Consider the following 15,489-nt stretch of genomic DNA (forward strand, 5'->3'; position numbering starts at 1 on the left):
CCATGAACTTACTACTAAAACGCACGATTGCTGGCAGTCTGACAATGGCGTCGGTGCTTGGTTTGTCGGCCTGTACCGATAAGTTTCAGGAGATCAATACGGATAACACGAAACTCGTTACGCTCACCAGCACTGAGTTACCGTACCTGTTTTCCAAGGCGCAGTCGGCTTCGTCCTACGCGGGCGGCACCTACCAGATCGCCCAGAACCTGTTTGCCGACCTGTACAGCCAGTACTATGCGACCTCGGCCACGTACTTTCCGTCCGACCGGAACGTAATCCGGTTCGACTGGCTTCAGGGGGGCTGGACGTCGATTTATACCCAGACGGTGCCGCAGCTACGGTCGTTGGAAGACGGATACGCGGTGGGAACCGCCGAACGCGCCCTGACCGACATCTGGTGGGTGTACAGTTTTCACCGCCTGACGGATTACTACGGTCCGATTCCCTACTTCGATGCGGGTAAGCCCGCCCGGTCGGTGAAGTACGATGCGCAGGATAAAATCTACGAAGATTTCTTCAAAAAGCTCGATGCGGCCACGACGGTGCTGAAGGGTAAAACCGCCGAGAAACCTTTCGGCACGTTCGATTTGCTCTATGCTGGTGATGTGAACAAATGGATCAAGTTTGCCAACACGTTGCGGCTGCGGCTGGCCCTGCGTGTATCGGCCGTTACGCCAGCGGTTGCCAAAACGCAGGCTGAAGCGGCCGTGGCGGGTGGGGTGCTGGAAGCCGTTGCCGACGACGCGCTGATGGTGAAAAGCGAACCGGCCAACGATTTCAACGGCCTCTCGCGCATTGCTATCTGGAACGAGTTCCGAATGAGTTCAGCCATGGAGTCGGCCCTGAAAGGCTACGAAGATCCGCGCTCAACGGTTTATTTTCAGCCTACTACCGCTACGGGAGCGGTTGAAGGACTGCGGAACGGCCTGACTCCGGCTCAACTTGGTACCGCGGCCAACGGCAATAACGCCACCTCCAACGTGGGAACGCGCTGGGTGTCGGGGGGAGGGGCCGCCTGGACGTCTATTGGCTCCACACCACAAAACATCATGCACAGCGCCGAAGCTTATTTTCTGCGGGCTGAGGGTGCGCTGAATGGCTGGGCTATGGGCGGCACGGCCAAAGACTTCTACGAGAAAGGCATTGCCGCGTCCATGACGCAGTGGGGCGTCACGAACGCAGCGGCTATTGCGGCCTACGTCAACTCCGAAAAGACACCCGTTGCCCCCAACGACGGCCTGCAGTCACCTGCGTTGTCGAACGCGCCCATCAAGTGGGCGTCAACTCCCGCGCTGCAACGCGAGCAGATCGGTACGCAAAAATGGCTGGCGTTGTATCCCGACGGCATTGAAGCGTGGGCTGAATACCGCCGGACCAAGTTCCCGACGCTGTACCCCGTGGCCAACAACGAAAACGCTGATCTGACGGCTGGTCAGCGGCCCCGCCGGATCCCGTTCCTGCTACTGGAGCGCGACACCAATGGCGAAGCGGTGAAAGCGGCCGAAAGTCTGCTGGGTGGTCCCGATAAGGTGAGTACGCCGTTGTGGTGGGATAAAAACTGATTTTTGTTTAAACCGCACCGGCGGACCGGTATAGGAGCAGAGGATTATGCAGCGATAGCAGAGAAGATTCTCTCCGCGATCTTTGCGCTTTCTCTGCTCCTCTGTGTTTAGCCTTTTTATATGAAGAACCTGTTCATCATTCTCTTGATCGTATCGCTATCGGCCTGTCGGCACAAAGACACACTGTTCGAGAAGCTGTCGTCATCGAAAACGAATGTTACGTTCAACAACGCGCTACAGGAGTCAGCGGAGTTCAATGTGTTGAAATACAGTTACTTCTACAATGGCGGGGGCGTGGCGGCCGGGGATTTCAACAACGATGGACTGATTGATCTATACTTTACCGGTAATCTGAAATCCAATAAATTATATATTAACAAAGGCAATTTAGGCGGTTCGTCGCTACAATTTGAAGACATCACCGACAAAGCGGGCGTGGCTGCGGCTGATGGGTGGAACACAGGCGTTTCATTAGTCGATATCAACGCCGACGGCTGGCTTGATATGTACGTTTGCCGCTCAGTCGCCAGTAATCCAAAACTCCGGCGTAACCTGCTTTTTGTCAACAATAAGAATTTGACATTTACCAATAAAGCCGCCGACTACGGTTTGGATGACCCCGGCTACTCGACGCAGGCGGCTTTCTTCGATTATGACCGCGATGGTGATCTGGACTGCTTTCTACTGAATCATTCGGTGCAGGAGTTTGCCGGATTCAGCCGCATGATTGGCAGCTATAAACAACAGGCGAATCCCGACTATACCAGTAAGCTGTATCAAAACCAAAACGGAAAATTTACCGACGTATCGGCGCAGGCGGGGCTGGTCTCCAACGTGCTGAGTTTCGGGCTGGGCGTGGCCGTGAGCGATTTTAATGACGACGGCTGGCCTGATCTGTACGTCTCCAACGATTACAACGAGAACGATTACCTGTATATCAACCAACAGAACGGGCGCAACGGCGCACCGCAGTTTCGGGAGTCGGTGCGCGATGCGATGGGACACACCTCGCTGTATTCGATGGGCAGCGACGCGGCCGATATCAACAACGACGGACGGATGGACCTGCTCACGCTCGACATGCTGCCCGAACGCAACGAGCGCATCAAACTAACCTCTGGCGACGATAACTACGATAAATACGAACAACTGCTGCGGGCTGGTTTCCACCACCAGACCATGCGAAACATGGTGCAGTTGAACGTGGGAGATCAGGCACCCAGCGACTCTGGCAAATCCACAACGCCCATATTTTCCGAGGTTGGTCAGTTGGCGGGCGTGTCGAACACCGACTGGAGTTGGGCGGGCCTATTCGCCGACTTCGACAACGACGGCTGGAAAGACCTGTTCGTGACCAACGGCTACGCCCGCGATTACACGAATATGGAGTTTCTGAAGTTCACAATGGATGAGCAACTGAAAGCCAAAGAAACCGGTCAGCCCACCGACGAAATGGCAGTGATTGCGAAAATGCCCACCATCAACGAGCCAAATTACATCTTCAGAAGTCGGTCCGCCGACGCGCAGTCCGATACATCGGCTGGTTCATCCTTACGTTTCGAGAACAAAACCACCGACTGGGGTTTCGATGAACCGACGCAATCGAACGGGGCAGTATATGCCGATCTGGACAACGATGGTGACCTGGATTTAGTCATTAACAACGTCAATGCCGAAGCGGGCATTTATCAAAATCACGCCGATAAAACGGCTGCCAACCATTACCTGACCGTTCGGCTACAATGCCCGAACCCCGCTACGCTGGTTGGTTCGCGGGTAAGCATTTGGGCGGGAGGCCGGATGCAGGTGCAGGAGTTTCAGCCGGTGCGGGGGTTCCAGTCGGCCATGTACGGGCCGCTGCTGTTCGGGCTGGGAACGGCGTCGCGGGTAGATTCGGTGCGGGTGCGGTGGGCCGATGGCAAGACGCAGCTCGTTCGATCCGCTGCCGGAGGCCAACTGACAGTGTCGTACGCACCAAGGACTCAAACACCGTTGCCGCCCGTGCCAAAACCGTACTGGCAAACCGCCCATCTGCTTGATGTAACCCACCGGGAGGATGCCGTCAACGACTTTAAAATTCAGCCCCTGCTGCCGTACATGCTTTCGCAAACGGGCCCGCGTTTTGCCGTTGGCGACGTAAACGGCGATGGTTTGGATGACGTGTTTGTGGGTGGCGGTCGCGGTCAGGGCGGTCAGGTATTGGTTCAGAAAGCAGGACGGTTGGTGCCAATGGCTCAGCCCGCGTTGCTGACCGATAACGCTTGTGAAGACGCCGGGGCCGAATGGTTCGACGCTGACGGCGACCGGGATTTAGATCTGATCGTCGTCAGCGCGGGCTATGAATTGCCCGCCAATGATTCGCGCCTGCAAACCCGATTATACCTCAATAATGGACGAGGTACGTTGACGAAAGCTGCGACGTTTTCCGATGTGCGCGTGAGTGCATCGTGCGTTCGGGTCGCCGATGTGGATAGTGACGGTGACAGCGATGTATTTGTTGGGGCGCGGGTCGTGCCAGGCCGTTATCCCGAAATGCCGGTCAGCCACCTGCTGCTGAACGATGGCAGCGGTCGATTCTCGGATGTGACGAGTCAACAACCGGCTTTGGCGCAACTTGGGATGGTAACCGATGCCGCCTTCGCCGACCTCACCCGCGACGGTCGGCCGGAACTGATCGTAGCCACCGACTTTGGCCCGGTGCGGGCGTTCACGCACCAGAACGGCCGGTTGCAACTGCTCGCCAACGGGTTAACTGCGATAACCGGCTGCTGGAACCGACTGCTGACTCGTGATTTTGATAACGACGGTGACTCCGATATTCTGGTGGCCAATGCCGGACAAAATAGTCAGTTTCAGGCCACGCCGGACCGACCATTAATGCTCTACGGCTTTAAAGGTTCTGCCGACGGACCGGCTGGGTTCCGGGCGTCGCTGCCCGTGCTGGCCAGCTACGAGCATGCAGCCCTGTATCCGTTCAATGCCCGCGATGAGATGCTGGATCAGGTTAGTAGTCTGCGTAGGAAGTTTACGGATTATGCCAGCTATTCAAAAGCCACAGTCACAGACCTGTTCGCGCCGGATGAGTTAGGCACCGCACAAAAGCTCGACGCCACCGAACTACGAACCGTGCTGTTCCGCAACGATCAAACGGCCGAAGCATTGGGCCGGTTTGTGGTGCAACCGCTACCTGCCGAAGCGCAGTTTACCACCGCCTTCGCGCTCGCGGCTGCGGACGTAAACGCCGATGGGTTGCTGGACCTGGTCATTGGCGGCAACCGCGAGCACAACCGCGTTCGCATTGGCAAGTCCGACGCCAACCGGGGGCAGTTATTTCTGAATCGGGGTAAGGGGCAGTTTGCTTACGTGCCCATGTCTGAATCTGGCCTGCTCTGGACCGGCGACGTGCGTGATGCAGCAACGGTACGGCTGGGCGGTAAAACGGCGTTACTCATTGGCGCAACGGGCAAAACCGTGTGGGCGTTTACGTTGGCGAAATGAACGGTCGAGCAGGCATCCATTTGAGGGACAAACCACTTGGTTTAGACGAGCCATCTGCGCGTAAGACGTCTTGAAGAATTAAATTTCCTCACCAAACAAAGAAGCCCGAATCAGGGCGATTCGAGCTTCTTTCTGCGTTGTTGTGCAGTGCTGTTCTGCTATTCGCTCTTCAGCAACCGTACCACTTTTGTCTGGCCGGGGCTGCTCACCTGCAACAGGTACACGCCTACTGAACGGCCCAGTTTCACACTGACCCGCTCAACGGCCGCCGACTGTTCAATACGCTCCTCGGTCAGTAAGCCTCCCTGAAGGTTGACCACCGACACCCGCAACGGCTGGCCCTCGGCACCGCGTACTTCAACCTGAACCGTCTCGCTCACCGCCGGGTTACCCAGCACCGACACGCTCAGAGACATTTCACGGCCCGCTGAAGCTGCTATTCTGGCACTCCCCGAATTACAGGCCACCAACCAGTTGTAGGCGAAGCTGGCTTCCCCCGCCGTGCCACTCTGGGTGGCCTTCAGCGTAATGATGGGGTTGTCGGTGAACAAATTAAGCGTATAGGGACCTGGTGCCGTGGTGGGCAACAGCTCGTTGGCCACCGAGAAGCTAATGGGCTGACCGGTGGTTCCTGCGTACTGGGGCGTGAAACTGACCTGCCGCTGACCCGCCGAAAGCGTCGTGCAACTGATTGTCGTTACACCTGTGATAGCGAATGAGCCGGGAGTTGGTGGTGTGCTCCCCCCGCCACAGGCCGCCAACCAATTGTAGGCAAAACTGGCTTCCCCCGCTGTGCCGCTCTGGGTGGCCTTCAGCGTAATCGTTGGGTTGTCGGTAAACAAATTAAGCGTGTAGGGACCCGGTGCCGTAGTGGGCGATAGTTCGTTGGCCACCGAGAAAGAGATGGGTTGCCCGTTGACCCCCGCATACTGGGGCGTGAAACTGACCTGCCGCTGACCCGCCGAAAGCGTCGTACAACTGATCGTCGTCACGCCCGTAATGCTGAAGGGTCCCGTAGGGGGCACCACCACCGAAGCCGGATTGATGGTCAACTGGAAGGTGGTGCTGACCGACAGGCTGCCCGGATCGGTGGCTGTCACCGTTACCGTGCTTACGCCCGATGCCGACGGGGTACCGCTGATGACGCTACCCGATGCACTCAGTCCCACTGGCAAACCAGCCACCGACACCGTCAGCGCATCGCCGTTCGGATCAGAGAAGGTACCGGGTGGAATGGTGTAGTTGAAGCCTACACCCACCGTACCCGATTGGGCCGGTATGCTGTTGGCCACCACTGGAGCCTGATTGGCTGGGGGAGTAACCCCACCACAAGCCGCTAACCAATTGTAGGCAAAACTGGCTTCGCCCGCCGTGCCGCTCTGGGTGGCCTTCAGCGTAATCGTTGGGTTGTCGGTAAACAAATTGAGCGTGTAGGGACCCGGTGCCGTAGTGGGCGATAGTTCGTTGGCCACCGAGAAAGAGATGGGCTGCCCGTTGGCCCCCGCGTACTGGGGGGTAAAACTGACCTGCCGCTGACCCGCCGAAAGCGTCGTACAACTGATCGTCGTCACGCCCGTAATGCTGAAGGGTCCCGTAGGGGGCACCACCACCGAAGCCGGATTGATGGTCAACTGGAAGGTGGTGCTGACCGACAGGCTGCCCGGATCGGTGGCTGTCACCGTTACCGTGCTTACGCCCGATGCCGACGGGGTACCGCTGATGACGCTACCCGATGCACTCAGTCCCGCTGGCAAGCCACTTACCGATACAACCAGACTGCCCGGCGTTTCAGCGTCGGTGAAGGTGCTGGCCGGAATGGTGAAGCTGAAGCCTACGCCCACCGTACCTGACTGGGGGGCAATGGCGCTGGCCACGGTGGGGGCCGTGTTAGCCGGTGGCACCACTGGGGCCGGATCAATGGTCAACTGGAAGGTGGTGCTGACGGAGAGACTACCCGGATCCGTCGCCGTGACGGTCACCGTGCTGACGCCCGATGCGGAAGGGGTGCCGGTAATAAGCCCCCCCGACGCGCTCAGCCCCGGTGGTAGAGGACCCACCGAGATGGCCAAACTGCCGGGCGTTTCAGCGTCGGTGAAGGTGCCGGGCGGGATGCTGAAGCTGAAGCCCACGCCCACCGTACCCGACTGGGGGGCAATGGCGCTGGCTACGGTTGGGGCCGTGTTGGCTGGTGGCACCACCGGGGCTGCATTGACCGTGATGGTGAAGCTGGAGGAAGCCGTGCCGCCGTTGCCATCGTTGGCCGTTACGGTCACGCCCACCGTACCCGAAGCCGAGGGCGTACCCGAGACGGTGCGGGTGCCTGCATTAAAGCTCAACCCGTTGGCGGGCAAACCCGTTACGGAGTAGGTCAATGTTTGGCCCGCATCCGGGTCGGTGAAGGCGGGCACCTGATAGGAGAAAGCCGCGCCTACGGTAGCCGTTTGATTCGGAATGCCACCGGCGGGTGGCGATGGGGGCGTGTTAGTGGGCGCGGCTGTGGTGACGTTAAACGTTTTGGTAAACTCGACGGCATAACTCTGCCCCGCGTTGACCGTGAACCGAATAACCACGTTCGACGCATTGCCAACGGATGTAAGGTTAGCAACATTCCCCGAACCGCTGGCGGCCGTAAAAGCAAGGCCATTTACGCCAACGATGGACCATGATGTGATCGACGCGTCGAGCGTGTTAAGGGCAAACGAGCCGGTGTTGGTAAAAGCCGCGGGTCCGCTAACGGTAGGTACGGCCAGATTGGTCGTGTTGCCGCTGATGCCCGTTGGGTCCAGCCAGTTGCTCAACCGGGTCGAGGCAGTGCCGCCCCCCGTCCAGGACGTGAAGAACCGACCGTACTGATCGGGGGCATTCTGAGCCGAAGGGGGTGTACAAAACGACGAACCACCCAGTAACTGACCAACGATACGCCGGGACGTCACGTCGAACAGGGGCGAACCGGACGATCCGCCTTCGGTGACGCCGTCGTTCCAGCTAAGCTGTAGAAACGACGTGCCGGCACCGGTGTTGTACCCCCCTGGCCCATAGGTAACGCCCACGGTTGTGGTAGCCCCGCCAAATGAAATCTTTTTCAGAGAGCCATTGGGGTGGTGAATGCCAAACGTAGTACTGGATAAAGCACTGCTGCGGTCCCAGCCCAGGAACGAGATGTTTTCGCTTTGGGGTGCCTGCGCATTTAACTCCAGCAGGTTGAAGTCCGAAGCGGCACCACCCGCGCGATACGTTGCCCCGCTGATGGTTACGTACACATTGTCGTCGGTGTTCGCTACGCAGTCTGGACTCTGGTATTTAAAGTAAAAAACCCAGTTCGGTGTTGAACCGGACTCATTAGCGTCAATAGTCTGATCGGCATCGAAGTCGATGCAGTGGAAGGCAGTCAGGAAAAACGAGCGGAAACTTTGCCGGGCGTCGTTGACGGTTGCCCCCGTACAAATAAATGTGCCTAACGCGCCGGCGTCGACCCGAATGAGTGCCACCCCTTCAGCCTCTGACTGGTAGGCCGGGAAACAAGCCTGGTTATTTTCGCAGGCACCGGCAGGGCGTAAACCGCCAAATGGTCCTCTGGGGTTATAGAAATTAGAGACGCTCACCACATGCAACTGACTCTGCCCGGCTACAGCAATGGGCTCCTGAAGCTCAATGATGAGCCGGTCGCCAACAACGTGGCCTGTGCTGAAATTACCACTGCTGATGTTCTGCTGACTGGTAATCGGTCCGATCAGGTCCGTTTGAGACGCGTTATACAGGAATACCTGCGCGCCTTCGGCTAATTGAAGCCGGTCGAACTTGGCGCTCAACGCGCCCGCCCCCGGCGACCGTATTTCAAACTGATACACTCGATATCCGTTGCGTTCCGAAACCGTCCCGGAACTACGAACATCCACACTGGCATCCTGCGGAACGGCGACTCTGGGTGGGCGGCCGTTTTTTTGCTCCCGCTGATCTTCAGCTATCAGTCGGGTGGCATCAACACTGGCCAGTTCTAATGTAGTAATGGCTGACTGCGCACCAAACGCACCAAACTGGTTGAGTGCGGTACCGCCCGACGGTATGTGCCGGGTTCTCACCTGCGCGTACAGGCTGGTTGTGAAGAACATCAGGCTGACTAACCAGCCGATTGCCCGAAGCGTGTATATCTTTTGCATGTCTGTCAAAAGGTTTGGGTTGTTAAGACTGCGGCAAGTGTAGTCTATTATATGATTAAATCAGACTTTCACTGACAAAAATTTGCTATCCATTTATTAAGCGTAGCAAAATGGCAAACAAAAGTCTCTTACCTACAGAATCTGTAGATTATACTGCTGACAAATAAGTAGTTAATTATGTAATCTGGGTACGAAAAAGCCCGCATCCTGATGATGCGGGCTTTTTCGTACGTTGTGTGCCGGGTGTTCTGTTATTCAGTCTTTAGCACCCGCACGACCTTGGTTTGGTCGGGGCTGCTGACCTGAAGTAGATACACGCCCGCTGAACGGCCCAGCTTTACCCGCACCCGCTCAGTAGCAGCCGCCTGATCAATGCGCTCCTCACTCACCGGCCGACCCTGTGCGTTGGTCACCGACACCCGCAAGGGCTGGCCTTCAGCCCCACTCACCTCAACGGGCACCGTCTCGCCCACCACCGGGTTGCCCAGCACCACCACCCGCAGGCTACGCTCCGGCTCAGCCGCCCCCAGTCGCGCCCGACCACAGGCCGCTTTTAGATCCCAGACTAAGGTGGTAACCACCCCGCCCTGACGGGCCTGTAACAGGAAGGGCTGTACGTCGCTGGCCGTTCGTGAGCCTTCATCGACAAACTGGTTGGGGTTGGTCGTCCAGTCGGTGATGCCCGGCACGGCCCGGTACTCAATGGGGGTGGCGTTGCCTCCGCTGGTGTTGAAGGTGAAGGCCCCCGTAGCGCAGTTGTAAGTCGGCGCCAGTAAGGTTAAAGCAGAACCTGTTGGTGGGTTGACGGGCGGAGTACCCGGACTGACCGGGCACTGAGCGCGGATGTTCCACACATAGGTCACAGTTGTGCCGTTTTGAGTGGCCAACAGCGTGATTAAGGGTGCGTCAGCCGCTGTGCGCAACCCGATATCGACAAACTGGTTGGGGTTGGTTGTTGGCCCGGTGATGCCGATGGCCGAGAATGTAATAGCACTACCATCCCCCCCGCTGGTGTTAAAGGTAAACGCACCCGTTTGGCAGTTGTAGGTCGGGGCCAGCAGCGTGAGCGCACCACTGGGTGGATTGACGGGTGGAGTGCCTGGCCCGACTGGGCATTGAGCGCGGATGTTCCACACGTAGGTCACGAGTGTGCCGTTCTGATTGGCCGACAGCGTAATCAGGGGCGCATCGGCAGCGGTGCGCAGACCCACATCGACGAATTGGTTGGGATTAGTCGTCGGACTGGTGATGCCAATAGCGGCAAAGGTAATGGGGGAGCCGTCGCCCCCACTGGTGTTGAAGGTAAACGCTCCCGTAGCGCAGTTGTAGGTCGGAGCCAGCAGCGTCAGAGCGCCCCCTGGTGCCGGACTGATGGTGATGGTGAAGCTGGCTGAAGCCGAGCCGCCGTTGCCGTCGTTGGCGGTGATGGTCACCCCTAAGGTGCCCGAGGTCGAGGGCGTGCCACTGATGACGCGCGTGGCCGGGTTGAAGCTCAACCCGTTGTCAGGCAAGCCCGCAACCGAGTAGGTCAACGTCTGGCCTGCGTCGGGATCAGTAAAGGCTGGTACCGTATAGCTGAAGGCCACGCCAACCGTTGCCATCTGACTGGGAATGCCGGGCGCAACGGGTGGACTGTTCGTTGGTGGTGTCCCCGGTGCGGGGTTAACGGTGAGGGTAATAGCTCGCCAGGCGGTGTTGCCGCTGGGCGTTTGGGAGTTGACCAAGGTCAGATTCATCACGCCGGAGGTGAGGGGCGTCCCCCCGATGGTCGGACCAGTTTGAACCCTCAGCCCGTTGGCGGGCAGCCCCGTTACAGTGACGGAGGTCGTGCCTTCCAAGGGTATCAGGAAAGGCAAATTGAAGCTAAAAAGCACCCCAACGGTGGCTGTCCCGCTGAGCGGGGGAAGCGGAGGGTTAACCGTGATGGTAATGGCTCGCCAGGCGGTGTTGCCGCTGGGCGTTTGGGAGTTGACCAGGGTCAGATTCATCACGCCGGAGGTGAGGGGCGTCCCCCCGATGATCGACCCAGCGGAGGAGCCTGCCTTTTGGCTCAGTCCGTTGGCGGGCAGCCCCGTTACAGTGACGGAGGTCGTGCCTTCTAAAGGTATCAGGAAGGGCAGCGGCACGCTGGTAAAGAGCACCCCAACGGTGGCCGTCAGGCTGATGGGGGGAAGCGGAGGGTTGACCGTGATGGTGATAGCTCGCCAGGCGGTGTTGCCGCTGGGCGTTTGGGAGTTGACTAAGGTCAGATTCATCACGCCGGAGGTGAGGGGCGTCCCCCCGATGGTCGGACCAGTTTGAACCCTCAGCCCGTTGGCGGGCAGCCCCGTTACAGTGACGGAGGTCGTGCCTTCCAAGGGTATCAGGAAAGGCAAATTGAAGCTAAAAAGCACCCCAACGGTGGCTGTCCCGCTGAGCGGGGGAAGCGGAGGGTTAACGGTGATGGTAATGGCTCGCCAAGCGGTGTTGCCACTGGGCGTTTGGGAGTTGACTAAGGTCAGATTCATCACGCCGGAGGTGAGGGGCGTCCCCCCGATGATCGACCCAGCGGAGGAGCCTGCCTTTTGGCTCAGTCCGTTGGCGGGCAGCCCCGTTACAGTGACGGAGGTCGTGCCTTCTAAAGGTATCAGGAAGGGCAGCGGCACGCTGGTAAAGAGCACCCCAACGGTGGCCGTCAGGCTGATGGGGGGAAGCGGAGGGTTGACCGTGATGGTGATAGCTCGCCAGGCGGTGCGGCCGCTGCCGCCGACAGTTTCGGTGTTGACCCAGGTCAAGCTCATCACCCCCGCTGTGACAGGCGTGCCCGCGATGCTAAACGCCGAGCCGACCCCACCCAAGCGCAGCCCGTTGGCGGGCAGCCCCGTCACGGAGACGCTGACCGTGCGGTTGATGCCTTCGAAAGGCAGCAAGTCGGGCAAGGGGTAGCTAAAAAGTACCCCAACGGTGGCTGTCCCGCTGAGCGGGGGAAGGTCGTCAGCCGGAGTTAGTAACTTGAAGGTCTTATTAGACTGAACCGGATGAGGGGGAGCAATTCGGTCCGGGTTCACTTCCGCCTGTAGGTTCCAGGAGAAGAGCAGGAGCAAGCCGATTAACCAACCGAGCGCCCGAATGGTAGCAAGTTTGTTCATAACTGAAGCGTTAGTATTACGAAGATTGGGATACTTCGTAATACTAATTAGCGCCGGCTAACAAACCTCCTTACTTCTGTACGAACGGTAAAAACTTTATTGAGCACACTACACACCTACCCGTTGCGATGGGCAAGGCAGGCGGTTACACCTTACGCTTTAGCTCGAAATTCTGTCCCAAATACAGTCGCCGGACCTGCTCGTCGTTGGCCAAGTCTTCGGCGGACCCCTGTTTCAGAATTTTCCCTTCGAAGAGCAGATACGCCCGGTCGGTGATGGACAGCGTTTCGTTGACGTTGTGGTCGGTGATGAGGATGCCAATGTTACGGTGCTTGAGCTTGGCGACGATGCTCTGAATATCCTCAACGGCAATCGGGTCGACGCCCGCGAAAGGCTCGTCTAAGAGAATGAATTTGGGGTCAACCGCCAGCGCGCGGGCAATTTCGGTGCGTCGCCGTTCACCCCCGGAGAGCACCTTGCCCTTGCTCTTGCGCACGTGCGTGAGGCTGAATTCCTCCAGCAATTGCTCAACTTTCTCCTTTTGCTCTTTCTTGGGCAAATCCGTCATTTCCAGCACCGCCAACACGTTCTCTTCAACGGATAAGTCCCGGAAAACGGACGCTTCCTGCGCCAGATAGCCTAAACCGAGCCGTGCCCGCTTATACATGGGCAGGTCGGTTACGTCTTTGTCGTCGATAAAAACCTTGCCACTGTTGGGCTTTACTAAGCCAACGGCCATGTAGAACGACGTGGTTTTACCAGCGCCATTTGGACCGAGAAGCCCCACGATTTCGCCCGTTTCAACCTGATACGACACGTTGTTGTTAACTAACCGCGACCCGTATTTTTTGATTAGATTTTCGGTTCTTAGAATCATAATTAATCAGTCGCACCGAATATCTTTCAGCATCAACTGTAGGGATACGTTGCCGTTGTAAAAATTCTGCTCTACCTGGTAGCAAATCGAGAACGGTTTACCCGCCTGCAACTGCCCGGCACAGTGGGCGAAACCGAAACCCACCGCCGTCATGGTGTGCCCGGTCCGGCTCTGGCGCACGTTGATCTTCAAATGTTTATCTTTCATGATGATCGGCTCGTTTACCAGGTAAACATCCTCCGTCATGAACGTCGGTTGTGGGTTGTGCGGTCCAAACGGCCCCATCTGCTTTAGAATCCGGACAAATTTGGCGTCGATCTCGCTGAAATCCACGGGCAGGTCAATGTCGATCAACGGCGTCAGGTCTTCCTCTTTGATCCGGCGCGACACGACGGCCTCAAACTTTAACCGAAACGCATCAATATTAGCCACAGCCATCGTCATGCCAGCCGCGAAGGTGTGCCCACCGAACTGCTCCAGCAAATCGGCGCATTCTTCAATGGCTTCGTACACGTCGAAGCCCGGCACCGACCGCGCCGACCCGGCTGCCTTGTCGTGCGATTGCGTCAGGATGATGGTGGGGCGGTGAAAATGCTCGATGCACCGCGACGCCACGATCCCAATGACGCCTTTGTGCCAGGTGGCGTCGAAGAGCACCGTCGATTTAGCGCTGCGCATCGTCTCGCTTTGCCGAATCATGTCCAGTGCCTGTTCGGTCATGCTGCTGTCGAACGTCTTGCGGTCGTTGTTGTGCTTGTTAATGGCCATCGCAAAATCGTCGGCTTCCACGTCCGACTCCGCCAGCAGCAAATGCACAGCCGCTTTGGCGTGTTTTATCCGACCGGCGGCATTGATGCGCGGCCCCAGGCCGAATACCAGATTCGTGATCGTCAGTTCCTGCGAAAAACCCGCTATTTTGATTAACGCTTTCAGGCCGGTACGCGGTGTTGCGTTAAGGTATTTTAAGCCGTAGTAGGCCATCACGCGGTTCTCGCCGGTGATCGGTACAATATCCGAAGCGATACTGACGGCTACCAGATCGAGGTACGGGTACAACTCACTCAGTGGTATGCCGTTGTGCAAACAAAACGCGTGCAGCAGTTTAAACCCGACGCCACAGCCGCTCAGTTCTTTGTACGGATACTGGCAGTCGTCACGTTTAGGATCAAGCACGGCCGCTGCGTCGGGCAGTTGGTCGCCGGGGCGGTGGTGGTCGCAGATGATGAAGTCGATACCCAGCGCTTTGGCTTCGGCCACGCGCTCCACCGACTTGATGCCGCAGTCGAGGGCAATAATGAGGGAGAAACCATTATCGGCCGCCCACCGGATGCCCTGTTGCGAGATGCCGTATCCTTCTTTATAGCGATCCGGGATGTAATGGTCGATGTGCGGGTGGTAGTTTTTCAGGAAGCCATACACTAAAGCTACCGAGGTTGTACCATCTACATCATAATCACCGTAAATCAAGATTTTTTCGGCCCGTCCGGGGGTCATAGCCAATTTCAGGCGCAGAATGGCCCGGTCCATATCCTTCATCCCGAATGGATCGTGCAGATGACCGATTTCGGGCCGGAAAAACGTCCGGGCGTCGTCGTAGCTATGCACACCCCGCTGCACTAACAGAGCCGCCAAAAATGGACTGATACCGAGCGAACCCGTCAGCGACTCAATAGCCGTCCGTTGTTCCGTTGAATCAGGAAACGGTTTGGTGATCCATCGTTTTGGTGGCGGGGGCGATTGGGCTATCATAATTGCAAGATAAATCCGTTTTTACAGAAACCTTTAGTCTATGCTCCATTTCCTTTCGATACTCAGCTTGTTCGCGTCTTTGTCGGCTCCCCCAGCTTCGCCCAAAAAAATCAGTTTGACGGTTGACATTCAGAACCTTCGTGTATCGAAAGGGGCCGTTTACGTTGCTTTATTTCGTTCCGTAAAAGACTTTCCCGAAGGCAAACCCGCCGACAGCAAAAAAGTAAATGCAGGCAGCAAATCCGTTCAAACGCTGTTTTCGGTCGAGCCGGGCGACTACGCCATTGCGGTGTATCACGACGAAAACGGCAACGGCAAAATGGACAAGCGCATGTTCGGTATTCCCAAGGAACCCTACGGATTCAGCAATAATTTCAAACCGGTGATGTCGGCTCCCAAGTTTGGCGACTGCAAATTCAGCGTCGGTGCCAGTGGGAAAGCCATCAGCATCAAATTGATTTAGGACCAGGATTAGACTGATTAAACTGATTTTCAGGATTCAATCATAACTTCCA

General features: G+C 57.4%; 7 protein-coding genes. 3 read left to right on the top strand and 4 right to left on the bottom strand.

Annotation, left to right across the window (positions count from 1 at the left end; all coding sequences use genetic code 11):
• Positions 1-2 precede the first annotated feature (2 nt).
• On the top strand, positions 3-1,565 hold the full coding sequence (locus ACYVHB_RS24735; protein ID WP_461054494.1) for a SusD/RagB family nutrient-binding outer membrane lipoprotein: 1,563 nt from the start codon (positions 3-5) through the stop codon (positions 1,563-1,565).
• A gap of 120 nt (positions 1,566-1,685) precedes the next feature.
• The gene (locus ACYVHB_RS24740) at positions 1,686-5,063 is read left to right on the top strand and encodes a VCBS repeat-containing protein (protein ID WP_461054495.1); all 3,378 of its coding nucleotides are present in this window, start codon (positions 1,686-1,688) and stop codon (positions 5,061-5,063) included.
• A gap of 158 nt (positions 5,064-5,221) precedes the next feature.
• Here ACYVHB_RS24740 and ACYVHB_RS24745 read toward each other — a convergent pair whose 3' ends face one another.
• The 4 genes from ACYVHB_RS24745 to recJ all read right to left on the bottom strand — a co-directional run bounded on the left by ACYVHB_RS24745 (position 5,222) and on the right by recJ (position 14,974).
• A complete protein-coding gene (locus ACYVHB_RS24745; RefSeq protein ID WP_461054496.1) occupies positions 5,222-9,220 on the bottom strand; it encodes a putative Ig domain-containing protein in 3,999 nt (1,332 codons plus the stop codon).
• Positions 9,221-9,471: 251 nt separating this feature from the next.
• Positions 9,472-12,348: a putative Ig domain-containing protein gene (locus ACYVHB_RS24750; RefSeq protein ID WP_461054497.1), complete on the bottom strand. Its 2,877-nt coding sequence runs from the start codon at positions 12,346-12,348 to the stop codon at positions 9,472-9,474.
• Between the two features lie 145 nt (positions 12,349-12,493).
• Positions 12,494-13,225: an LPS export ABC transporter ATP-binding protein gene (lptB, locus tag ACYVHB_RS24755; protein ID WP_461054498.1), complete on the bottom strand. Its 732-nt coding sequence runs from the start codon at positions 13,223-13,225 to the stop codon at positions 12,494-12,496.
• Between the two features lie 6 nt (positions 13,226-13,231).
• On the bottom strand, positions 13,232-14,974 hold the full coding sequence (gene recJ, locus ACYVHB_RS24760) for a single-stranded-DNA-specific exonuclease RecJ (protein WP_461054499.1): 1,743 nt from the start codon (positions 14,972-14,974) through the stop codon (positions 13,232-13,234).
• A 40-nt stretch (positions 14,975-15,014) separates the two neighbouring features.
• Here recJ and ACYVHB_RS24765 point away from each other — a divergent pair, with 40 nt between their 5' ends.
• Positions 15,015-15,437 (top strand): DUF2141 domain-containing protein, encoded by a 423-nt coding sequence (locus tag ACYVHB_RS24765; protein ID WP_461054500.1) that lies wholly within the window; start codon positions 15,015-15,017, stop codon positions 15,435-15,437.
• Positions 15,438-15,489: the final 52 nt, after the last annotated feature.

This window comes from Spirosoma arcticum (assembly GCF_054779955.1).